18 protein-coding genes and 1 other annotated feature are annotated in these 22029 nt (G+C 44.9%); of the genes, 6 read left to right on the plus strand and 12 right to left on the minus strand.

Features of this window, described 5'->3' with window-relative positions; translation table 11 throughout:
* Positions 1–1593 carry a sodium:solute symporter gene (locus tag LYZ37_RS02675; protein WP_272786340.1) on the minus strand — a complete coding sequence of 531 codons (1593 nt, stop codon included), beginning with the start codon at positions 1591–1593 and terminating at the stop codon, positions 1–3.
* A gap of 235 nt (positions 1594–1828) precedes the next feature.
* Between LYZ37_RS02675 and LYZ37_RS02680 the strand changes: the two genes are divergently transcribed.
* Both LYZ37_RS02680 and nagZ read left to right on the plus strand, forming a co-directional pair.
* The gene (locus LYZ37_RS02680; protein WP_336314492.1) at positions 1829–2677 is read left to right on the plus strand and encodes a MurR/RpiR family transcriptional regulator; all 849 of its coding nucleotides are present in this window, start codon (positions 1829–1831) and stop codon (positions 2675–2677) included.
* A 9-nt stretch (positions 2678–2686) separates the two neighbouring features.
* Positions 2687–3673, plus strand: a complete 987-nt coding sequence (nagZ, locus tag LYZ37_RS02685) for a beta-N-acetylhexosaminidase (RefSeq protein WP_272786342.1) — start codon at positions 2687–2689, stop codon at positions 3671–3673.
* A 49-nt stretch (positions 3674–3722) separates the two neighbouring features.
* On the opposite strand, the gene btsR is transcribed toward nagZ, so the two are convergent.
* Together btsR and LYZ37_RS02695 are read right to left on the minus strand one after the other, a co-directional pair.
* Positions 3723–4442, minus strand: a complete 720-nt coding sequence (gene btsR, locus LYZ37_RS02690; protein WP_272786343.1) for a two-component system response regulator BtsR — start codon at positions 4440–4442, stop codon at positions 3723–3725.
* Between the two features lie 9 nt (positions 4443–4451).
* Complete coding sequence (locus LYZ37_RS02695) at positions 4452–6128, minus strand: sensor histidine kinase (RefSeq protein WP_272786344.1); 1677 nt, start codon at positions 6126–6128, stop codon at positions 4452–4454.
* Positions 6129–6365: 237 nt separating this feature from the next.
* Between LYZ37_RS02695 and LYZ37_RS02700 the strand changes: the two genes are divergently transcribed.
* Positions 6366–7439, plus strand: coding sequence for a 3-deoxy-7-phosphoheptulonate synthase (locus LYZ37_RS02700; protein WP_272786345.1), 1074 nt, complete (start codon positions 6366–6368; stop codon positions 7437–7439).
* A gap of 22 nt (positions 7440–7461) precedes the next feature.
* The gene (gene tyrA / locus LYZ37_RS02705) at positions 7462–8589 is read left to right on the plus strand and encodes a bifunctional chorismate mutase/prephenate dehydrogenase (protein ID WP_272786346.1); all 1128 of its coding nucleotides are present in this window, start codon (positions 7462–7464) and stop codon (positions 8587–8589) included.
* Between the two features lie 62 nt (positions 8590–8651).
* Here the strand turns inward: tyrA and LYZ37_RS02710 are convergent, their stop codons facing one another.
* The 3 genes from LYZ37_RS02710 to ettA all read right to left on the minus strand — a co-directional run bounded on the left by LYZ37_RS02710 (position 8652) and on the right by ettA (position 11862).
* Positions 8652–9644: a M23 family metallopeptidase gene (locus tag LYZ37_RS02710; RefSeq protein WP_272786347.1), complete on the minus strand. Its 993-nt coding sequence runs from the start codon at positions 9642–9644 to the stop codon at positions 8652–8654.
* 12 nt (positions 9645–9656) lie between these two features.
* A complete protein-coding gene (locus LYZ37_RS02715) occupies positions 9657–10028 on the minus strand; it encodes a PilZ domain-containing protein (protein WP_054962720.1) in 372 nt (123 codons plus the stop codon).
* A gap of 166 nt (positions 10029–10194) precedes the next feature.
* Positions 10195–11862, minus strand: a complete 1668-nt coding sequence (ettA, locus tag LYZ37_RS02720; protein WP_272786348.1) for an energy-dependent translational throttle protein EttA — start codon at positions 11860–11862, stop codon at positions 10195–10197.
* 258 nt (positions 11863–12120) lie between these two features.
* Between ettA and sltY the strand changes: the two genes are divergently transcribed.
* A complete protein-coding gene (sltY, locus tag LYZ37_RS02725; protein ID WP_272786349.1) occupies positions 12121–14076 on the plus strand; it encodes a murein transglycosylase in 1956 nt (651 codons plus the stop codon).
* A gap of 13 nt (positions 14077–14089) precedes the next feature.
* Positions 14090–14386 (plus strand): trp operon repressor, encoded by a 297-nt coding sequence (gene trpR, locus LYZ37_RS02730; protein ID WP_004749076.1) that lies wholly within the window; start codon positions 14090–14092, stop codon positions 14384–14386.
* Between the two features lie 34 nt (positions 14387–14420).
* Here trpR and yjjX read toward each other — a convergent pair whose 3' ends face one another.
* The 6 genes from yjjX to LYZ37_RS02760 all read right to left on the minus strand — a co-directional run bounded on the left by yjjX (position 14421) and on the right by LYZ37_RS02760 (position 21980).
* A complete protein-coding gene (gene yjjX, locus LYZ37_RS02735; RefSeq protein WP_272786350.1) occupies positions 14421–14954 on the minus strand; it encodes an inosine/xanthosine triphosphatase in 534 nt (177 codons plus the stop codon).
* Entirely contained in the window at positions 14920–17265 is a 2346-nt protein-coding gene (locus tag LYZ37_RS02740) for a putative bifunctional diguanylate cyclase/phosphodiesterase (RefSeq protein WP_272786351.1), read from the minus strand. Before LYZ37_RS02740 ends, yjjX begins: the two co-directional genes overlap by 35 nt.
* Positions 17249–18289, minus strand: a complete 1041-nt coding sequence (locus tag LYZ37_RS02745) for a polyamine ABC transporter substrate-binding protein (RefSeq protein WP_272786352.1) — start codon at positions 18287–18289, stop codon at positions 17249–17251. Before LYZ37_RS02745 ends, LYZ37_RS02740 begins: the two co-directional genes overlap by 17 nt.
* Before the next feature lie 169 nt (positions 18290–18458).
* Positions 18459–19637, minus strand: a complete 1179-nt coding sequence (gene pheA / locus LYZ37_RS02750) for a prephenate dehydratase (protein ID WP_272786353.1) — start codon at positions 19635–19637, stop codon at positions 18459–18461.
* Between the two features lie 13 nt (positions 19638–19650).
* Positions 19651–19771 (minus strand) — a sequence feature (Phe leader region).
* 113 nt (positions 19772–19884) lie between these two features.
* On the minus strand, positions 19885–20211 hold the full coding sequence (gene hpf, locus LYZ37_RS02755; RefSeq protein ID WP_069667500.1) for a ribosome hibernation-promoting factor, HPF/YfiA family: 327 nt from the start codon (positions 20209–20211) through the stop codon (positions 19885–19887).
* Between the two features lie 344 nt (positions 20212–20555).
* Entirely contained in the window at positions 20556–21980 is a 1425-nt protein-coding gene (locus LYZ37_RS02760) for a lytic transglycosylase F (protein WP_272786354.1), read from the minus strand.
* Between the last annotated feature and the right edge of the window lie 49 nt (positions 21981–22029).

The raw sequence follows: 22029 nt of genomic DNA on the forward strand, positions 1-22029 counted from the left end.
TTAAGCCGTTTGTAGCTGGTCTTGCTCTTGATTGCTTGTTTTCCCACACAAACAAACACATAACGAGACCAAAGTACCAATGCAAAGCTGATATGGGAACGCGAGCTGAACACCAACCCACTCTGGGTTAATAACACCCATGATGCTGTCCCATACATAAGCTTGCAGCAGCAATGTCGTTAAGAAGCCAGCGATAAGCGCCATGGCAACCGATGCTTCACTACCACGTTTAGTAAAGATGGCGGTGAAGTAAACCCCCAGTAAGCCCGTGTAAGCAAACACCATCACGCTGAGAGCAAAAGAGAGTAGCGGCATATCCGTGTACTGTTGCCAGTAGAAACAAAGAATCCCCATGCTACCCAGTGCGGTTGCGGCCACGGCCATGCCTAATCGGCCTGCTTTGACATAGTGGAAGTCATCTTGTTTGCCATCACGAGTTTCTTTCCAAGGACGATAGAGATCTTGCACCGCCACTGAAGACATAGAGTTCAAACCAGAGTTGAGCGTAGATAATGCGGCAGCAACGACGCCAACAGTTACCAGACCACGCAATCCAGCAGGCATTTCGTTGAGGACGTAGTACATAAAGATGGTGACATTTTCGCCATTGAAGTTTTGTACTACTTCTTTACCTTCAACACCCATAAGTTCTGGTCGTTGATAAAAAACATACAGCAGCAAGCCGATGGTCATAAACACCAGTACGACAGGAATCGAGAAAATGATGGAGTTGATCATCGCCTGTGAGCCCTGCTTAGCGTTTTTACAGGTCAGAACTCGTTGAGTCATATCCTGATCAAGACCAAATGCACCGATGTTGAGTAACACAAAACCTGTTATACAAGCCCAGAAACTAAAGGTGCCGGCTGGTGAGAAATCGAGGCTAAAATCAAATAGTGTCAGCTTAGAGATTTGATCATTGCCCGGGTTTTGTAAGGCATGAACAATTTGCCCCATATCCGCTGGAATCTGTCCGAGAAGATAGACGATGACAGCAAGGGCTGCGCCCACATAAACAATCAACTGAATAAGGTCACTCCAGATGACAGAGCGAATCCCGCCCATATAGGTGTAGGCTAGACCGACGACAACCAGAATCACAACCGAGGTAATGACGCTAGAAGGTTCAATGTTCGTAAACAGAATCATCGACACGGCGATAGCGGCCATATAAAGGCGAGAACCAGAAGCAAACACACGCCCTACAAGGTACATCAAGCCTGCGCGCTGTTTGGTTTTTTCACCAAAACGAACCTTAAGCAGCTCGTAAACGGTCGAGACTTTGTTGTGGTAGAACTTAGGAATCAGTACCCAGGCAACAAACAAAGCACCTAATATCCCGCCGATATTGGTAGCTAAGTAAGTTAGGTTACCGCGGTAGCTTGATTCTGGTCCGCCAAGGAAAGTAGCTGCAGACTGAGATGTCGCCAGTACCGATACCGCAACCACCCACATTGGCATACTGTTGCCACCGAGAAAGTAATCCTTGGTTGAAGTGATTTTGACACGGCTGAAGTGCCAACCTGTGTAGGCAATCAGCGCAAAGTAAAGCGCGAATACTGCCCAATCTAATGAGGTAAATAGAGAATTCATAGCAGCTCCATAGCATGAATTGTGTAGGGTATATCTTTCTTATTTTCACCAGTATGCTGTGAAGAATAAGTGATTCAAAAAGCTATTCCTTGGTGGAATAGTGACCGGTTATTTTCTATGACCATGATCCCATTTAATCGTCGAATCTATTCCGCCGTGAATTGTTTTTTGGAATAGCTATTCCAGATACAGATTTAGCTGAGTACACTGGCATCAATTGATAGGAGGCTTGATGATGAAAGGGTTAGCGCGGATAAAAACGCTTCTGTCAAAGCTATCACCATCCGATACGCAGATTGCTCAGTTCCTTCTAGAGTACCCTGAGCAAGTCAAGGTAATGTCATCTCCAGAGCTGGCTAAAGCGGTGGGAGTGAGTCAGTCCACCATCGTTAAGTTCAGCCAGAAAATAGGCTACAGCGGGTTTTCTGAATTAAAGGTCAAGCTGTACGAAAGTGAGATAAGCTACCAGCCGACCTCGCGCAAGGCGATTCACGGCACTATCTCGCGTAGTGATGATATTCCGCTGGTAATGGCTAAGTTACTCGCGAGTAAACAGCAATCATTGGAGAGAACGATCGCGCTCAATGAAGGCGATAAGATAGAGCAGGCCACGCGTTTGCTTCATTTGGCGGGCAAGATTCAGATAGCTGGCGTTGGGGCTTCTTCGCTGGTGGCGAAAGACTTAAGTTACAAGCTAATGAAAATTGGTCATGCGGTGCATTGTGAGCACGATGCCCATATCCAAATTGCCAATGCTTCGGCTTTAAATGAGAATGATGTGCTGATCGCTTTGTCTTACTCGGGGCGAAGTCGTGAAATTCTTCGCGTTGCTCAAATAGCTAAAGGGCGTAAAGCAAAGGTGATTACCATCAGTCAATTAGCGCCAACGCCATTAGACAAGTACTCCGATATAAAGCTAATGACTGCCGCCGACGAAGAGCATATTCGTAGCTCATCGATTACTGCGCGTGACAGTCAGTTATTGATTACTGATTTACTCTTTATTGCTTTAACTCAGCAAGAAGAGAGTGCAGATCAACTGATAGAACAAAGTAAATCCGCAGTAGCGGCATTGAAACAATAAGGATTCGTTATGGGACCGTTATGGTTAGACGTAGCAGGCTGTGAATTGACTGCGGAAGATAAAGAGATTCTTGAGCACCCAACGGTGGGGGGCGTGATCTTATTTGCCCGCAACTATCATGACAGCGAGCAGCTACTGGCTTTGAACAAATCGATTCGTCAAGCGGCTAAGCGCCCAATTCTGATTGGTGTTGACCAAGAAGGAGGCCGCGTTCAGCGCTTTAAAGAAGGTTTCTCACTGATTCCGGCTGCTCAAAGATATGCTCAGTTTGATAATGGCGAGCAACTTGCTGAGCAAGGTGGTTGGTTGATGGCAGCAGAGTTGGTTGCCCATGATATTGATCTGAGCTTTGCGCCTGTTCTTGATAAAGGTTTTGATTGTAAAGCGATTGGTAGCCGTGCGTTTGGTGATGATGTTGATACCATAATCCGCCACAGTTTGGCTTACATGAAAGGGATGAAAGCGGTTGGAATGTCAACGACGGGTAAGCATTTCCCTGGACATGGCGGCGTTGTGGCGGATTCACACTTAGAAACGCCATTCGACAGCCGAGACACTATCTTTGAACAAGATATGGCGATTTTTAAAGCCCAGATTGAATCGGGAATTTTAGACGCAATGATGCCGGCGCATGTTGTTTTCCCACACTATGATGATCAGCCTGCAAGTGGATCTGACTATTGGCTTAAACAGATACTGCGTGAAAAGCTAGGCTTTAAAGGCATTATTTTCTCCGATGATCTGACAATGGAAGGTGCATCTATCATGGGCGGCCCAGCAGAGCGCTCACATCAGGCATTGGTGGCTGGGTGCGATATGATTTTGGTGTGTAATAAACGTGACGCTCAGGTGGAAGTGCTAGACAATCTGCCTGTTATGGAAACCCCTCAAGCAAGTCGCTTATTGAAAACACAGAGCTTTAGCTTGTCTGAGCTACATAGCAGTGAACAATGGAAACAGGCTTCTGAGGCCATGAAGCGTATCGTTGACGCTTAATCTCGTCGACTCACTCAACGAGCCGCACATCACGTGCGGCTTTTTGTTATTAGTGAAAACCCAGCATCTCTTTTAAAGTCTTCAAGTAACGTCGACTCACCGGAAGTGGATGGTCACTGACGGTAATAATTTCTGCTAGGCCATTTTCGAGTAGTTTTATCTCTTTGATTGCTTTGATGTTAACCAAAAACTGGCGGTGGCAGCGAACCAAAGGCGTTTTTTCTTCAAGTACTTTTAACGTCAGCTGAGATGTGGCTTTCTGTTCATGGGTTTGAACATGGACGCCACTGATATCACTGTAGGCAAACTCAACGTCTTGGGTCGGAATAATGACGATGCGGTTTAAGCCAATACATGGCACTTGATCTAAGCTCTGAGGGGCAATGGCGGCAAATTGATGGGTGTCGGTTTGTTTTGATTTGAGTAACCTCTTGACGGTTTTCTCCAAGCGACAGGTATCAACAGGTTTTAGCAAGTAATCAAAGGCATTATCTTCAAATGCTTGGACAGCAAACTCATCATAAGCGGTGACAAACACCACGTTAGGCATAGTTTCAGGGTCAAGCATCGCTAACAGCTCAATCCCAGTAATCTGCGGCATTTGGATATCAAGAAACACCACGTCAGGCTTGAGTTGATTGATTTTCTTCAGCCCTTCAATCGCATTGCTGGCTTGATCTATCACTTCAATGTGACCCGTTTCTTCGAGTAGCTCGGTCAGTTCTTCGCGAGCAAAAAGTTCGTCATCTATGACTAATGCCGAAAGCATGTTGATACCTTAGTACATGTTCTTATTTGGGATGATAAAGCTCATCCGAGTAAAATGGTTAGGCTCGACTTCAATATTGAGAGCTGAAGCGCGACCAAATTTATTGCTCAGCCGTTTGTCGACAATCTGCATCCCCAGGCCTGCATGGTCATCAGCTGGTGGCGTGTAACTGCCAGCATTGTCTTCCACCACGACTTGGAATCCCGCCTTACTTGTTTGACTGTAGATGTGAATCTTACCGCCTTCCAGAAGATTAGAGATACCGTGTTTAATGGCGTTCTCAACTAACGGCTGTAGGGTAAAGGTCGGTACTTTTCGAGTTAACAGCGCTTCATCAATATCGATCGTCACTTCTAAGCGGTCGGTAAAACGCGCCTTCTCTATCGTGAGGTAGGCATTTACGTGAGCGAGTTCTTCTTTCAGCGTGACCGTTTCAATATCTTGCTTCAAGTTGCTACGAAAGAACTGAGAAAGGTGCTGAATTAGCTCCCGAGCTTTAGGTGGATCGCGCCTGATAACGGCACTGATAGTATTGAGCGCATTGAAGAGGAAATGTGGATTTACCTGAGCGTGCAGCAGTTTGATTTCGGCTTGAGATAATAGCGTTTGTTTTTGCTGATAATCACCAAACAAGATTTGGCTCGAAAGCAGTTGCGCTATCCCTTCCGCCATCGACATATTGATGGTGGAAAATAACTTACGCTTGGGCTCATAGAGCTTAATGGTGCCGATGACCTTGTCGCCTGCGCGAAGAGGAATGATCAGCGCTGAGCCTAGCTTACAATCTGCCGAGATCGAACATTGATACGGTTTTTCTGCCCCGTCTAGGTAGATGATGTCATCTTGTTGAATTGCATCCAAGGTGCTTTGTGAAGAGATAGGGGTATTGGGTTTGTGGTGATCATCACCAATACCAACAAAGGCAAGAATCTTTTCATCATCGGTAATCGATACCGCACCGACATTGGTCTCTTCATAGACAATACGGGCAATCTTCTCAGCATTCTGCACATTGAAGCCAGAGGCCAAAATACCAACAGATCGCTCCGCAATGTTTAGCGCGCGGCGAGAAAAGGTTGCCGAGTATTCTTCGAAGATGGTTTTCCTGTCCTGCAAAATACTCATAAATAGCGCAGCGCCTACCGAGTTAGCGATGATCATTGGCGCCGCAATCGCAGAAACCAGGGAATAAGCTTGATCAAAGGGTTTGGCGACGATCAAGATGATCAGCATCTGGACAATTTCAGCGACAAGAGTAATGGCGAACACGACACTTGGGTTGAACAGTTGGTCAGATTTGTTCTTACGCACAAAGTAGATATGGAACAATCCGCCAATCAGTCCTTCTGCTGTGGTCGAGATTGCGCAGGCGAGATCGGTAAATCCACCTAGAGTATAGCGGTGGAGACCACCGGTTAGCCCGACAAAGAAACCAACGACCGGACCACCAAACAGTCCTCCCATCACTGCGCCAATCGCACGCGTATTGGCAATCGCATCATTAATCTGCAAACCAAAGTAGGTTCCCATGATACAAAATAGCGAAAACAGCACATAGACGCTCAGTTTGTGACTAAGACGGTTAGAGATATTAAGCAGAGGCAAAAAGATAGGCGTCTTGCTTAGCATATAAGCTAAAACCAAATAGACACACATTTGCTGAAGAAGAGAGAGGATTAGATCCATAACGAGTCAATTAGCGGGATTTAGGCTTATTTTAGTTAAGAATCCTTCTAGAAAACATGCTTATCTCATACTTTGACAATAAAGAGAGTTAAAAAACAAGATGTAAATTAATTTTTACGTATGTGTTTTTTCATATTTACACCTTGAAATCTATATTCAGCCTGTTATTTTATGCTTATTCCAACCTAGTAAATACGGATATAGCTAGGTGTAAAAAATAATATACAGGTTAGAGTTATGCAGAAAAGTGAATTGAGCAATATTAACATTAGTGATGAACAAGTTCTTATTACACCTGAAGAGCTAAAGGCGAAACTACCTTTGAGCGACAACGCTCGACGTTTTATCCAAGAGTCTCGTCAAACCATTGCTGATATCATCCATAAGAAAGATCACCGCTTACTTGTTGTATGTGGTCCATGTTCAATTCACGATGTTGATGCTGCAAAGGAATATGCTAAGCGTCTAAAAGTACTCTCAGAACAACTGAGTGAGCAACTGTATATTGTTATGCGTGTTTACTTCGAAAAACCTCGTACTACTGTCGGCTGGAAAGGCCTGATTAATGACCCTCATCTAGATGGCTCATTCGATATCGAGCATGGTCTGCATGTTGGCCGTGAACTGTTAGTAGAACTCGCTGAAATGGAGATTCCACTTGCGACGGAAGCGCTTGACCCAATTAGCCCACAATACCTAGCGGATACCTTTAGCTGGGCTGCAATTGGCGCTCGCACCACGGAATCACAGACACACCGTGAAATGGCGAGTGGTCTTTCAATGCCAATCGGCTTTAAAAATGGTACTGATGGCAGCTTAGCAACGGCAATCAATGCGATGCAGGCAGCTTCTTCAAGCCACCGTTTCATGGGTATCAACCGTGAAGGCCAAGTCGCTCTACTGACGACTCAAGGTAACCCAAACGGCCACGTTATCCTGCGCGGCGGTAAGCAGACTAACTACGATTCTGTTTCTGTCACTGAGTGTGAGCAAGATATGGCTAAGCACGGCTTAGAAGCGTCACTGATGGTTGACTGTAGCCATGCAAACTCGCGTAAAGATTTCCGTCGTCAGCCGCTTGTAGCTGAAGATGTGATCCATCAGATTCGCGAAGGCAACAAGTCTATTATCGGCTTGATGATTGAAAGCCATATCAATGAAGGCAATCAATCTTCAGATATTCCTCTCAATGAAATGCAATATGGCGTATCTATCACCGATGCGTGTATCAATTGGGATACAACTGAGGCACTATTACGTCATGCACATGAAGAGCTAGTCCCTTTCCTAGAAGACCGCTTGAAAGGGTAAGTAGAGAGCACAAGGAATATCAATGGCAGTTGAATTGAATGAATTGCGTGATCAGATAGACGCAGTCGATAAACAAATTCTTGATTTATTATCCCAGCGACTTTCTTTAGTTGAGAAGGTTGGTGAAGTAAAAAGTGAGCATGGTTTGCCAATCTATGCTCCGGATCGTGAAGCCGCAATGCTGGCTTCGCGTCGTGAAGAAGCCGAGAAAAAGGGCGTACCGCCTCAGCTGATTGAAGATATTTTGCGCCGTACTATGCGTGAGTCTTATGCGAGCGAGAAGGATTCTGGCTTTAAGTGCCTTAACCCTGAATTGCGTTCTGTTGTCATCGTTGGTGGTAATGGTCAACTGGGTGGATTGTTTGGTCGCATGTTCACACTGTCTGGCTACGATGTAAAAGTACTTGGCAGTAAAGATTGGCACCGCGCTGATGAACTGCTAGAGAATGCTGGCATGGTCGTAGTTACCGTGCCAATTCACCTGACTGAAGGTGTGATTGAGAAGTTGGGCAAACTGCCTGAAGACTGCATCCTGTGTGATTTAACCTCGATAAAATCAAGACCGTTACAAGCGATGCTGAACGTCCATAAAGGGCCTGTTGTTGGTTTGCACCCTATGTTCGGTCCAGATGTGCCAAGTTTAGCTAAGCAGGTGATTGTCTACTGTGATGGGCGTGGTGAAGAGCATTATCAATGGTTGTTAAAACAGTTCTCTATCTGGGGCGCGAGCTTATGCCAGATTGATGCAAGTGAGCATGACCACGGTATGACGTTGATTCAAGCGCTAAGACACTTTACATCGTTTGCTTACGGTCTACACCTAAGCCGAGAGAACCCAAATATCGATAAGCTACTGCAGCTTAGTTCACCTATCTACCGTTTGGAGTTGGCAATGGTTGGACGTCTGTTTGGCCAAGATCCTAATCTATACGGAGACATCATTCTCTCTTCTCAGGAAAACATCGATATGATTAAGCGTTTCCATCGCTGTTTTGGTGAAGCGCTAGAGATTCTCGATGGCAATGACAAACAAGCATTTGTTGAGAGCTTTGATAGAGTGAGTGACTGGTTTGGTGATTACTCAAAGCAGTTCCTTGATGAGAGCCAGAACTTGTTAAAACAAGCCAATGACTCAATCCATCGTGGCTAATAAGTCGATAATGAATAGAAAAAGAGCGACCAAACGGTCGCTCTTTTGTTTTCTCTGGAAGACTATTGCACTGTAAGATTATCGACCTGCGGTTCTTGGTCGTTTTTTACCGTGCTGACTGAACTGTCTTGGTAAGGGTTGTTGGTCAAGTTAACTTGCAGTCTGACTGTATCATCAATCAGCTTAACCAGTGGCGCCCATTTCACCTTTTTCTCTTTCTCGAACAGATAGTTAAAGTTCTCTGGCGTCCAATCCATTGTGTATTGCGGATTCAGAGCACGCCCAAGGAAGCGGACTTCGTAATGCAAATGAGGGCCAGTGGAGTTACCTGAGTTACCACAGGTGGCAATCAGATCCCCTTTACTGACAAACTGTCCGCTACGCACTTTAAACTGATGCAAGTGAGCATAGGAGCTCATAAAACCAAACGAGTGGCGAACGGTTAAGAAGTTGCCAAAGCCTTTTTTGCTTGGACGGACGGTTTCAATCACGCCATCAGCCGGCGCATAAATCTCTTCACCACGCTTACAGGTAAGATCGATCCCGGTATGAGTATGTCTCTTACCTGTGATTGGGTTAGTACGACGACCAAAGGAAGACGAAATTCGCTCGTAGTTCATTGGTGTGTCGTTTGGAATTAAGCGAAACATGGTAGCGCGAACCGCAGAGTCGACCGCTGCAGCATCAATGCGGTTTTCTAGGCTGACATCATCCGTTAAGGATTCATCTGCAAGACCAAGAACGGATTCCACATCGTAGACGCGTTTGCCCAATACATGTATTTGATTGCGCTTATCTTCTAGCTCTTGGGAAAGAGAGTGAGTGGTATCAACCTGTTCCTCATAAAGCACTTCAAGCTCGCTGAGCTTATCGACCAGCGCATGGTACTTTTGTTGAGTGGTTTGTTCGTGATGCCACTGGTAGTAGCCATAACCAACACCTGAAAAAAGGGTGCCAGCGACGACAGCTATAGAAATAAACAGAGTCTTTCTTGAAACATCAAAAGTTTGTACCCCCGATGAATTGGGGATAAAAATGGTAATTTTCTTCGACATAAACTAGTTAGTTTAGGTGTATTCACCTAAATCAGAGAGGTGTTCGATATCCCTATGTAACAGGTCATCATCACCTACATTTAATTCAACTAATCGCTTCAAATGTCCGATACTCTCAATATCAATATGATCAATGCTGACACGAATCACATTGTTATTAAGCCCAACGATATTTCCTACAAGTTGGATCGTGACATCACTTCCTGCAAGCGAAAATTCAACATCTACTTGTTTATCTGTGTCGAGCTGGTCTGACTGTTCGCTGGTGGCTAGAAGTCCATGTAGCGATAAATCACACACTAAGGCAGTCACCTCGGTGGATTCTTGAGTCAGTGTAGCTTGAGTTTGATAAACAATGCGCGAAAAACGACGACGTTCGATCATAATCTTCTCTCTATATTTCAACTCGTAAGAGTAACAAAACTAAAGTGGCTACTATGCGCGGTTGTTCGCATTCTTCGCTTTAATCAATACCAGAAGTTATCCGTATTGTGAGCTATATAATAAAGGCCGCTAATATTAGCGGCCTTTGCACAAATTTCAAGCGTATTTACTTAGCAATACGTTTGTACTTGATGCGATGCGGTTCCGCTGCTTCAGGACCAAGGGTCTTCTTCAGCCACTCCATGTATTCAGTATAGTTACCTTCGTAGAAGTTAACCTGACCTTCATCGCGGTAGTCGATGATGTGCGTAGCGATACGGTCTAGGAACCAACGGTCGTGCGAGATAACCATGGCACAGCCAGGGAACTCAAGAAGTGCTTCTTCTAGTGCACGTAGCGTTTCAACGTCAAGGTCGTTGGTTGGTTCGTCGAGTAGTAGTACGTTACCGCCAGCCTTAAGCAGCTTAGCAAGGTGTACACGGTTACGCTCACCACCAGAAAGCTCACCAATGATCTTCTGCTGATCTGAGCCTTTGAAGTTAAAGCGTGAACAGTAGGCACGAGCCGGAATTTCGAAGTTGTTGATCTTGATGATGTCAGCGCCTTCAGAAATCTCTTGGTAAACCGTTTTTGAATCATCCATAGAGTCACGGAACTGGTCAACAGACGCAAGTTTAACCGTGTCACCCATCTCAATGGTACCTGAGTCTGGCTGCTCAGTGCCGCTTAGCATCTTAAACAGAGTCGACTTACCTGCACCGTTGGCACCGATGATACCCACGATTGCACCTTTAGGCATGCTAAATGATAGGTCATCAATCAGAACGCGGCCGTCAAAAGACTTAGATAGGTTATTTACTTCGATAACCTTATCGCCTAGACGCTCACCTGGCGGGATGAAGAGTTCGTTGGTTTCGTTACGCTTCTGACGATCACCGCTTTGCAGTTCTTCAAAGCGAGCCATACGTGCTTTAGATTTAGACTGACGGCCTTTAGGGTTTTGACGAACCCACTCAAGTTCTTTCTCAATCGTTTTCTGGCGCGCTTTCTCTTGAGAGGCTTCTTGTTGTAGACGAGCATCTTTTTGCTCTAGCCAAGAAGTGTAGTTACCTTGCCATGGGATACCTTCACCACGGTCAAGTTCAAGAATCCAACCAGCTGCGTTGTCTAGGAAGTAACGGTCGTGGGTGATTGCCACAACAGTACCTGTGTAATCTACTAGGAAACGCTCCAACCAAGCAACAGACTCTGCGTCAAGGTGGTTGGTCGGTTCGTCGAGTAGTAGCATGTCTGGCTTCGAAAGAAGTAGGCGACAGATGGCGACACGGCGACGCTCACCACCAGATAGGTGCTCAATCTTCTGATCCCATTCAGGAAGGCGAAGTGCATCAGCAGCACGCTCTAGAGCATTCTCTAAGTTGTGACCTTCTTTCGCTTGGATTAGCGCTTCAAGTTCACCTTGCTCTTTTGCTAGCGCATCGAAGTCAGCATCTGGTTCTGCGTAAGCTGCGTATACTTCGTCAAGACGCTTCATCGCACCTGCAACATCGGATACCGCTTCTTCAACGATTTCACGTACCGTTTTAGATTCGTCCAGTACTGGTTCCTGTGGTAGGTAACCCACATTAAGACCTGGTTGTGGACGCGCTTCACCATCAATATCAGTATCAATGCCAGCCATGATGCGTAGTAGGGTAGATTTACCTGCACCGTTTAGACCCAAAACACCGATTTTTGCGCCAGGGAAGAAGCTTAGAGAGATGTCTTTAAGAATTTGTCGTTTTGGTGGCACAATTTTGCTCACTCGCGACATGGTATATACGTATTCAGCCATTGCCGATCGTTCCTAAATAGTCAATTCACGTAAAAGGTTATTTTATACTAACCGAGCTCAGTTTGTTACCAGAGAAAGCAAGACACTGAAATAGATTCTCTTTGCTGATGAATTACTAATCAACAATTTGCCCAAAGCAAGCTGAATGTCACAGTTGTGTGAATTTATTATTATTTACATCTACGCCCTTTACAGCGCTGATTACAATAAGCATTAATAGGGAACACCATAGATTTCTAATCTCAGGATGAGACTCTCATGACGCTGACTTTTCTCAAGTCGCTGCATCGTCTTCCTTCATCGATTTTATTTGTATCTTCGATGGTTTGCAGCGCAGGTTTTACCACATCCGTGGTGGCTTCTGATCTTCAACAACAGCGAGACTTATACGATCAAGCTCAGTCATTGCTTGATGACAAACAGGTTTCTCAGTACAAAAAATTACGTCCTCAGATAGCGAATTATCCTCTTACGCCTTACGTCGACTACCGCAGCTTCTTGGTTGATATTGGCGATAAAACGCCTAGTGAAGTGGATCAGTTTATTACCACTCATCAATCTTTCCCTTTCTCGAATCGAATGCGGGCTCCTTACATCGATGCTTTGGCAAGGAAAGGAAAGTGGCGCACGCTGTTGGAGTTTCAAACTGAAGAGCCAAGAGGCGAAACGTATCGATGTTACTTCTACAACGCTCACGCGCAGGCAGGAGACAAGCAAGTCGCATTTGCCGGGGCGGAAAAACTCTGGTTATCAGGGCACAGCATCGCCGATGCTTGTGATTCGCTTTTTGACGCTTGGGACAAGGCAGGACTCAAAACCGACCAGTTGGTCCTTGAACGTATGTTGTTGGCGTTTGAAGCTCGTAATGGCAGCTTGATGAACTATCTGAAAAAGCAGCTCAACTCGACTCAGGCAAAGCGCCAAGCCGATGAAATGAAAGCGCTGTTTAGTAAGCCTGAGTCGGTTCAGGCGTTTGCCAAAAAACACAAAGTCACTGAGTTTTACCAAACCCAAACCAAGCTCGCTTTTAAGAAGCTAGCACGCAAAGATGCCGAAATGGCGCAGCAGCAGTTCGATGGGGTGGTCAAGGGCCAATACTTCGACAAAGCCACGGCGCAGCACCTTGCTGACTATGTTTCGTTTCGTTTAATCAATACAGATTCAGAATCGTTGGCGAAGTGGCGTGACAAGAAAATTACGACCTCTTCAAGTGTGCCTTTGATTGAGCGCCGTGTGCGCCTTGCGATTCAGTTTGCTGACTGGCAGGGGGTTGAAGGCTGGATAGAGCAGTTACCGCAAGATAAACAGCAGAGTTTACGTTGGCAATACTGGCTTGCGCGCAGTGAAATGGCGCAAGGTGAGAAGCAGCTTGGCCAGCAACGTTTAGAGGCCTTGATTGGGCAGCGTAATTTTTATAGCGTCGCGGCAGCGAAAGAGCTTAAGCGTTCGATTGAGTACCCTACGTCAGTGATTGCTCTCGACCAACAGCAGATAAAGCCTTATCGCAGTGAACTGATTCGAATTGAAGAGTTGATCGATCGCGATAAGATTGCTGCAGCTAAGAGTGAGTGGCGCTGGTTACTGAAGCGAGCCGACAAATCTCAAAAAGAGATGCTAGCGGCATTCGCTTCATTCAAAGGTTGGCACCATCTGACGGTGACTGCGAGCATCCAAGCTAAGATGTGGGATAATCTTGAGATTCGTTTCCCGGTTGCGCATCGTTGGTGGTTTAACTTCTATGGTGATAAGCACAGCATTGACCCAATAACTCTGATGTCTCTGGCAAGACAAGAGAGTGCGTTAGATATTGAAGCAAGATCGCCGGTTGGTGCGCGCGGCATCATGCAAATTATGCCGTCCACCGCTAAGTACACTGCCAAGAAATACAAGATTGATTATCAGGGCTACAAAGACCTTTACCAAGTGGGTAAGAACATAGAGATAGGTAGCCACTACTTGGATGGCTTACTCAAACGCTACGATAACAATCGAATTTTCGCGTTAGCTGCGTATAATGCAGGGCCTCATCGAGTGAAAACTTGGCGTGAAAGAACGCAAGGAAAACTAGATGCTTATGCGTTTATTGAAGCAATTCCGTTTAAAGAAACTCGTGGATATGTACAAAATATCCTGATGTTTGAAACCTACTACCGTGAGGTGTTAGGTGTTGATGGCGCTTTCTTAAACCCGCATGAGCTGAACGCGAAATATTAGCGAGCACCAGTAGATGTCTTTAGAACCTGAATATAAAGAGTGGCAACAGATACTAGATCTGATTGAACATAGCACAGAGTCACAGCAACATCAGATGTTGTTGACCATGTTATTGACACCAGATGAGCGTGAAGCTCTTGTTGCGCGCGTCAATATTTTTCGGGAGTTGCTCAAAGGAGAAATGTCGCAGCGGCAGATCAGCCAGATGCTTGGGGTGGGCATTGCAACGATCACCCGTGGTTCTAACGAGCTAAAATCAAAGAGTGAAGACGAAAAGCAGCAAATCGCCGCTTTACTCGAAAACAAATAAGGATGCCTCGGCATCCTTATTTTTTTAAAACATATTATAAATTAGCAGGGAAATGCTCTGGGTTAGCAAATGGAATCAAGGCCAATATTAATGCTTGATGATACACCGAACTGCGGGTGAGCAAGTCATGAGTGAGTAAGCTTATTGCGCCACCTTTCTGTTTGATATTCTCTGTACCGAAGACTTCATCCATGACATCACCAAGTTCATTGGCGTGTTGAAGCTTTTCAATCACAACCGGTGGCAACATTAAACTGGCTGAGCGGGACTCACCGCGCTGGGTTTGTGATTCCACCACCATCCAAGCAAAAGTAACAGAACCGTCGATGCCTGCCTCTAAGCCAACATAATAGTCAGCATCGGCACGTTCAGCTTTTGCATTGACTACACGGTTAAGTGCGCCAGTATGTGTTTCTTGATTGGACATTGGCTGATCTGCGACGCCGCTATCAACACTTACGCCAGAAAAATTGAATGCTTGCTTGGGGAATGTAGCTTCAAATGCACTCTTTACCGCATTGATTTTGGCGGGATTAAGCGAAGCTACAATAACCGTCTTCACCGACATTGAGATTTCCTTTCGGGTCTATATGGACAAAACTTAACTGCGAAAGTGACAGTGGTGGCGATAGATGATAACCCTGCATGTAATCACACTTGTTATCCGCTAACCAGCGATGCATCTCTTCTGACTCGATCCCTTCCGCGGTCACCATCATAGATTGCGAGTGACAAAGGTCAACCAAAGGTTTTACCACCTGATGATTATTAGTTTTGATTAGAGTTTCTAAGAACTCGCGATCAAATTTAATCTTCTGTACCGGGTATTCGACCAACTGAGTGATTGAGGTGTAACCTGAACCAAAATCATCAATGGTTAACTTAAAGCCCATCTGTGCTAACTCATGAAGGAGTAGGTAGCTTTGTGAATCTGAAGCAAAAGTTTCGGTGATCTCGAAATCGATTAAGTGCGGTTGCACGGGATATAGCTCCATCAAACTTTGAATATCAGCCGCTAGTTGTAAAGAATCCAGTTCTGCTGATGACAAGTTAATCGATAGCTGAATAGGACTCTCAAAGCAACTCTGTAGCTGTTGGAAGTCGATAAAAGCTTGCTTGATGACCCAACGGTCAATGGTGCCAAATAGACCAATTTGCTCTGAAATAGGGATAAACTCGCTTGGAGTGACTTTGCCTAATTTTGGTGAGTCCCAACGCAACAGAGCCTCGACACCTTTGATGACCTTGCCGTCGCGGTCGTAATAAGGTTGATAGAGCAGGGTAAACTCATTCTCTAGATCGCCTTTACGCAGTGCGCGCTCTACTTGAGTTCGTCGACGTACAATTTCATCGAGCTCTTTTGAATAATGAGCAATTTGATTTTTACCCGCGCGCTTAGCTTGATACATGGCGGTATCAGCATGAGAGAGCAACTTGGCTAAATCCATTCCATCTTCTGGGTAAGAGGCAATACCAATACTGGCGGTAATCGGGAAACTCCCAATGGATGCGTTGGTATGATTTTGAATAGGATCTAACACCGCTTGAGCTAATGTGTCAGCAAAGGTGCCCGCTTTGTTGGCGGCAATAAAAATAGCGAACTCATCCCCAGATAATCGTGATGCTAGTGACTTAATACCATATTTTTTCTCGCTCTCTCCACTGAGTTTCTTGATGTGTTCAGCGAAGTTGACCAGTAAAGAGTCACCGACATGATGACCATACTTATCATTGACATACTTAAAGTTGTCTAGGTCGATGTAAAGAATCCAAGCGTGGCTGTAGTTAAACTTGTTAGCCAAGATTCGTTCCACATAGACTTGGAATTGATAGCGATTTGCCAGTTGGGTGAGGTGGTCATTCTCTGCCATCGCTTTGGTTTTTTGATAGCTAGAGTTGAGCTCCTTATACATGTCATAGAAACGGGCAGATAAACGACCTATTTCATTGTCACTCTCTAAGCGTTCGATGTTAGAGCGCTTTCGTTGTTCCACCTCTCTTAACTGGCGATCAAGGTGGGTAATAGGTTGAATGACATGACGATAAAGCAATACCAAAAGAATTAGTACCGTAATCAATGACGAAACGCCAAATGAGAGCATTAGTCGTTGTTCAATCTTGGCGAGTTTCTCTGTCGTAAGATACTGAGCTGGATCTAATACGGCATACAGGCCAGACTTTAGCTCGACTGATTGGGTAAGCCCGGATTTGATGATCGGTTCTTCAGAGAAAAAGATGCTGCTGTCATTGTCAAACTCAAGGATATGCTTGAGTTGATCGAACTTTTCTAGCGACAGCGACACCACAATAAAGAACACTTGATCCTTATTGTAGCTAAGTGGCGACACGAGCGTGTTGTTGTCCAGCACGTCGTAGCGAATCAAGATACTTTGCCCCTGATAGCTTTTAGCAAACCCCGTGTGGCTCATCTGCCCGGTTGTTTCATAGGTTTGCTGCACGTAGTGACGTACATTCTCATCTAACGCGGAAAAAGGGTCGTTTTGGTTATCGGCGTAAAAGCGTACTCTGTGCTGGCTATCGACAATAGCAACAGCGATATCATCCTGTTTATTCGGTTGCAGGTTTTCGATGGTGGTCTGCAGGTTTTCAATCAGTTTCATCTCTCGATAAGGGTTCTCTGGCTGTCCAAAATAGTGACGAATAATGTCACTTTTGGTTAGGGTCAGAGAGTAGCTGTTGATCAGCGCCATAGACTGACGAAAATGACCAGCTAGCTTTTCCATTGAGAGTTGAAGATAACTTTGCTCGCGCTTTATTAAGGCGTCTTTTTGATTGAAGTAAATGCTATAACTAGAGACAGCAGCACTTAACAAAATGACAGGCGCAACGAGTAATAAAACTCTAGTGTTTAGCTTCATGACGTTTAAGTATTTGGTTAATTATTTTTGCCCGTAGGCTTATATTCTCAGCAGAGAGTTCGCTATCTATACGTGCGTTTTTTAGTCTTTCTGCTGGTGGAAATAATGATGCATCATTTAAGTACCATTCGGGCAGTAGTTTCGTCGCACTTAAATTCGGAGTAGCGGCTTTGATATCCATTGCATTTGTTGCAGCCACTTTGGGAGACATGAGGTATTCGAGAAATGCGATAGCCTGTTGTTTTTTCTCTGAATGACTGGTTACGGCTAAGCAATCTACCCACAAGAACAGCTCTCCTTCAGGAATGACATAATCCCACTTATCTTGTTTGAAGGTTCGATTCAAAGAGTATTGGTCACCACTGTAGGCGAGGGTCATTTGCATTTGATGAACATTTGCCTGACTGCGCACATAGCTCAAAATGTACTCGTACGTGAGAACTTTTTCGCTAAATGCCATCATTGCCGGATACGCCGTTTGTAACTGTTTCGGGTCTTCTGTCGTCGGCGCAATTCCTAGGCTGTACAAGACGGGCAAAAAACTTTCCACGCTGTCGTTGATCATCCCAATCTTGCCAATCAGTTCCTCAGGCGGGTTTACGAACTCTTGCCACGTAGTGGGTGGCTGTTCGATGTTATCTTTGCGATATGCAATACCTACCGTTCCCCAAAAATAAGGGACCGCATAAGGGCCGCATGCTTGGTTCCATTTGGGGTCGTTGTTTGCGCGGTTTTTAAGACCCGATAACTCCTCGAAGGCACCTAAGCGACCATAGATTTGCGCAGAAACATTATCTAAAACAACGACATCAAAAGGCAGCTGGATGCTCTTCATCATCAGTAAACTGCGCTCATCATCATTATCGAAGTGCGACAAGGTGAGTGGGGCACCAGATTTTTGCTCCCAATCTGAATGGACATTAGGTGAGAGCGTGTCTTCCCACATATAGACATTCAGTGCTGATTCTTGAGCGATAACGGAGGCGTTAAAAAGGGCGAGTAAAGATAAGAACGAAGCTCTCATACTGACTAGGTAATACCTTATTAGATAAATCAGACGTGTACTGCTTATCAGAGTCAGTTGGTAAGGGCTGACACAACACTAATATGCAACTAAATATCCTGTGATATTAAGAATATTAATAAATTGTGTCAGCTACTAAGTGGTATTTATTTGAGCTATGTAGATATATTTATTGCAGTTTTACTTGAGTCGGTTTCACATTTTCACTCGGATAGCAGCCGAGGACTTTCAGGTGTTTTGTGATCTTAGTGAGCTCGTTAAGTGCTTGCTGCATCGCTTGAGAATCAAGGTGTGCTTCAAGGTCAACGTAAAACATCTCTTCCCAAGGGTTGCCCATAATAGGACGCGACTCTAGCTTGGTCATATTGATGCCGTAGCGCTGCAGAACCAATAGAGTTTCAACCAGTGAACCTGCCTCTTGTGACGTCGACATGATCAAGGTTGTTTTCGCTGGAATTTGAGCCGATACCTCGACTGGCTTACGTGCGACGATAATAAAGCGCGTATGGTTTTCTGTTTGATTGGCGATGTTGCCTTGAATCGGCTGCAAGCCATACAGTTTTCCACTTGATGCATTACCGATTGCTGCAACGTCCGAGCGATTCATCTCTTTAACTTTACGCATTGCATCTGCGGTACTGGCGCAAGACTCTAGTTTAACGCCGTCTAGTTTGCTTAAAAACTCGCTACATTGAGCATGGGGTTGAGGGTGTGAGTAAAGGGTTTTTATCTCTTCTAAACGTAACTCTGACGTAGCAACTAAGCAGTGCTCAATTGGTAAGGTCAGTTCACCGACGATGTAGAGAGTGGTGTGTTGGAGAAGGTCATACACCTCATTGATTGAGCCTGAGCTGGTATTTTCAATCGGTAACACGCCATAGTCTGCGTGGCCTGATTCCACAGTGTGTGTCACTTCTCTGAAGTGTTCGCAGTTCAGCTCAATCAGTTCTGTGTTCTTGCGGCTGAAGTACTCTCGGCTTGCAAGGTGGGAGTATGAGCCTTTTGAACCGAGGAAAGCGACGCGAGCGAGTGGCTTGCGGCTCAATTCAGGGTTCGCCAAGTTTTGTAGGTATGACTGTTGAAGGAGGACTGAGTCTTCAATAATAGTATGGAAAAGTTTGGTGATGTACTGAGCATCAAGCTGGTACTTGTGGTGACCATTGTTGATTAGCTTAACCAATAGTTGCTGTTCACGATCGGCATCGCGAACAGGTTTTGAGGTTTGTACTTTGCTTTTTGCTACTTCAATACTCATTTGGCGACGCTCAGACAGGAGCTGGAGCAGTTGGTCGTCCAGTTCGTTTAAACGCAGTCGTATTTCATCAAGTGAGTATTTTTGGTCAGTCATCCTGGTATTCCTTATAAAAAAAGCCTCCCTTTGGGAGGCTTTCTGTTCGTTTTTGACTTATCTTTCGAAAACGCGAGAGCCTCCAAGCTTAGTGGAGAAAAAAGAAGTCAAAAAAGAACAGAGTGGTTTGGTGCATAATAATCAACTAAGTAGTGAACCCTTGAACACAATAAGCAACACGCTATAGGGCGTCAAGCAAAAAAATAGCGCCAATCGGCGCTATTTTTACAATCCTCTAGATTTGGCTTTATTCTACTTCTTCCTCAAGCTCTGGCTTCTCAGTACGGCGTGCTTCTGGCTTGTGGCGTAGTTTGTTTAGCTGACGTTCTAGTTTCTGTTCTACCTCGTTAACGGCAGCGTATAAATCTTCGTGAGTGGCGGACGCAATAAGCTGTCCTTTAGGTACGGTGATTACAGCTTCAAATTTCTTCTGTTTGTTTGGCTCCTCGCTGAAGCTTGCCTGACAACCGATAATGTCTACTTGCCACTTTTCTAACTTTTTAAATTTGCTCTCAATGTGATTGCGGATTGCAGAGGTGATGTCGATATTTTTACCAGTGATGTTTACTTTCATAGATGTTTTCCTCTGTGTCATCCCTCATGGGTTAACTCCAGATTACTTATCCAAGGCTAAAAAGAAGTGATCTAGATCACCTTTTGGTGGGTGGTTTTAGGCGTTGAAACTAAACGTGATCTATCTCAAATACTAGCTTGATTGTGAGTCGAAAAAGCTTGTGTCACGAGAAAATCTCATTAGATTGGGAGAGGTAACTCGCTAAAATTCAACTGTTTTTTAGGGACTTCCTACGACCTAATAAAAACACTTGATTGCGAATTAACCAGCTACAAAATGTGAATTAAATTCCATTTTCTTATCCGCTCTCGTTTCTGTCTCTTTGCTGTTCGCTTGCCACCTTGTTAAGGCTCTTCTGCCACTCTGTCTAGTGCGGCCTGATTTTCCCTTATTAGCCTCAACGAGTTGAGCTGTTTGTAGATAATGAAATAGCGATTGATGTTCGAAACGTAATGCACGGGCTCTCGTCCAATGTTTCTTCTCGCCATGATTTCAACATTACGAAACCACTTATTCGGGTCATAACCATTTTTTTCAGCCAGTCGGCGCATCTTGCGAATATTAGCAGGTCCAGCGTTATAGGCCGCAAGCGCGAAGTAGACTTGGTCTTCAGGCAAGATATTCTGCTCGCTAAAGTAGCGGTCTTTAATAAATCGCATGTATTTCACACCGGCATGGATGTTGTTATCGACTTGATAGATATCCGGAATATTGACGTTAGGGTCTTTCGCTGTACTGGGTAAAACTTGCATCACGCCTACCGCACCTTTGTGCGAAACCTTGCTTTGATCTAGCCCTGATTCTTGAAAACCTTGCGCCGAGATCATCAATGAGTCGAAGCTGTATTGATCTGAATAGAGCTCGAAGATAGGCGTTAGGGATTCAAGTTTGTTGATGTGGTTAGGGTTTAAGATTCGTTTAAGCCATTGAGTGTTACCTAAGTATTTCCCATAAATAACATTACCTAGAAGGGTGCCAGAGCGATAATCTTTGAGGTATTGATTCACAAAGGCTTCTAGCTTAGGGCTATCTTTACGCATTGCCCAAGCGATCTGTCCCTCTTCTCGCAGTGGAATATTGGCATGAATCTGGATGTTTTCCATCACCTTTAACCACAGCTCGGTTTTGTGGCTATCGAGTATGGTTGCGGGAATATGTCCTTGGTTGATCATCTCAACCAGTTCGTAATCTTGCAGTGTTTCTTCAACAAATCGAATTGTGATGGGCTGTAAAGATTGGCTATCGAGTTGTTGGTTAAGCTTTTGTAAGCTTTCAAAATAACTGGAACTGGCACGAACCCATACTTCTTGCCCGCTCAGTTGTTCCAACGAAACAATCGGTTCAATGGCATTGTGGGTAACCAGTAGCTCCTGGACGCCTTTTAAAACAGGGGCACTAAAATCGATTTTTTCTAGCCTTGATTGGGTAATGGTTAGGTTGGCGACAACTAAATCTCCGTAGCCCTGCTCAAGGGATGGAATTAACTCGTCGCGGTGTACGGGAATAACTTGCAAGTTGAAGTAAGAAGATCGTTGGCGCAGCTCTTTTTCAAAATGATAGAGAAGCTCTGCGAGTATCCCTTTGGGTTTGCCTCCTTCAACATAGTAAAAACCCAAATCAGCAGCGACGAGAACTCTGATGACGCCTTTCTTTTCAAGCGCAGAAAGGTCGCCAAAATAAGGCTGTTTCTTTAATGGCGACAAAGAAAGAGCTTGAGCGCACTGGATAGAAAGCAAGATTAATAAAACGGAAACAACTGCTCGCAGCATGACGGACCTCTAAACAACATTGATTAAAATGTAGTTGTAAAGTGGTGCG

Origin of the sequence: Vibrio tubiashii (assembly GCF_028551255.1) — a bacterium.
In the GTDB taxonomy this organism is placed as follows: domain Bacteria; phylum Pseudomonadota; class Gammaproteobacteria; order Enterobacterales; family Vibrionaceae; genus Vibrio; species Vibrio tubiashii_B.

Bases quoted from the DNA above. Each gene is read 5' to 3' on its own strand.
- LYZ37_RS02760 (WP_272786354.1), bottom strand. From the start codon at position 21,980: ATGCTGCGAGCAGTTGTTTCCGTTTTATTAATCTTGCTTTCTATCCAG.
- LYZ37_RS02715 (WP_054962720.1), bottom strand. From the start codon at position 10,028: ATGATCGAACGTCGTCGTTTTTCGCGCATTGTTTATCAAACTCAAGCT.
- sltY (WP_272786349.1), top strand. From the start codon at position 12,121: ATGACGCTGACTTTTCTCAAGTCGCTGCATCGTCTTCCTTCATCGATT.
- LYZ37_RS02700 (WP_272786345.1), top strand. From the start codon at position 6,366: ATGCAGAAAAGTGAATTGAGCAATATTAACATTAGTGATGAACAAGTT.
- yjjX (WP_272786350.1), bottom strand. From the start codon at position 14,954: ATGTCGGTGAAGACGGTTATTGTAGCTTCGCTTAATCCCGCCAAAATC.
- LYZ37_RS02745 (WP_272786352.1), bottom strand. From the start codon at position 18,289: ATGAGAGCTTCGTTCTTATCTTTACTCGCCCTTTTTAACGCCTCCGTT.
- LYZ37_RS02695 (WP_272786344.1), bottom strand. From the start codon at position 6,128: ATGGATCTAATCCTCTCTCTTCTTCAGCAAATGTGTGTCTATTTGGTT.
- LYZ37_RS02675 (WP_272786340.1), bottom strand. From the start codon at position 1,593: ATGAATTCTCTATTTACCTCATTAGATTGGGCAGTATTCGCGCTTTAC.
- ettA (WP_272786348.1), bottom strand. From the start codon at position 11,862: ATGGCTGAATACGTATATACCATGTCGCGAGTGAGCAAAATTGTGCCA.
- LYZ37_RS02710 (WP_272786347.1), bottom strand. From the start codon at position 9,644: ATGTCGAAGAAAATTACCATTTTTATCCCCAATTCATCGGGGGTACAA.
- LYZ37_RS02740 (WP_272786351.1), bottom strand. From the start codon at position 17,265: ATGAAGCTAAACACTAGAGTTTTATTACTCGTTGCGCCTGTCATTTTG.
- btsR (WP_272786343.1), bottom strand. From the start codon at position 4,442: ATGCTTTCGGCATTAGTCATAGATGACGAACTTTTTGCTCGCGAAGAA.
- pheA (WP_272786353.1), bottom strand. From the start codon at position 19,637: ATGACTGACCAAAAATACTCACTTGATGAAATACGACTGCGTTTAAAC.
- hpf (WP_069667500.1), bottom strand. From the start codon at position 20,211: ATGAAAGTAAACATCACTGGTAAAAATATCGACATCACCTCTGCAATC.
- trpR (WP_004749076.1), top strand. From the start codon at position 14,090: ATGTCTTTAGAACCTGAATATAAAGAGTGGCAACAGATACTAGATCTG.
- nagZ (WP_272786342.1), top strand. From the start codon at position 2,687: ATGGGACCGTTATGGTTAGACGTAGCAGGCTGTGAATTGACTGCGGAA.
- LYZ37_RS02680 (WP_336314492.1), top strand. From the start codon at position 1,829: ATGAAAGGGTTAGCGCGGATAAAAACGCTTCTGTCAAAGCTATCACCA.
- tyrA (WP_272786346.1), top strand. From the start codon at position 7,462: ATGGCAGTTGAATTGAATGAATTGCGTGATCAGATAGACGCAGTCGAT.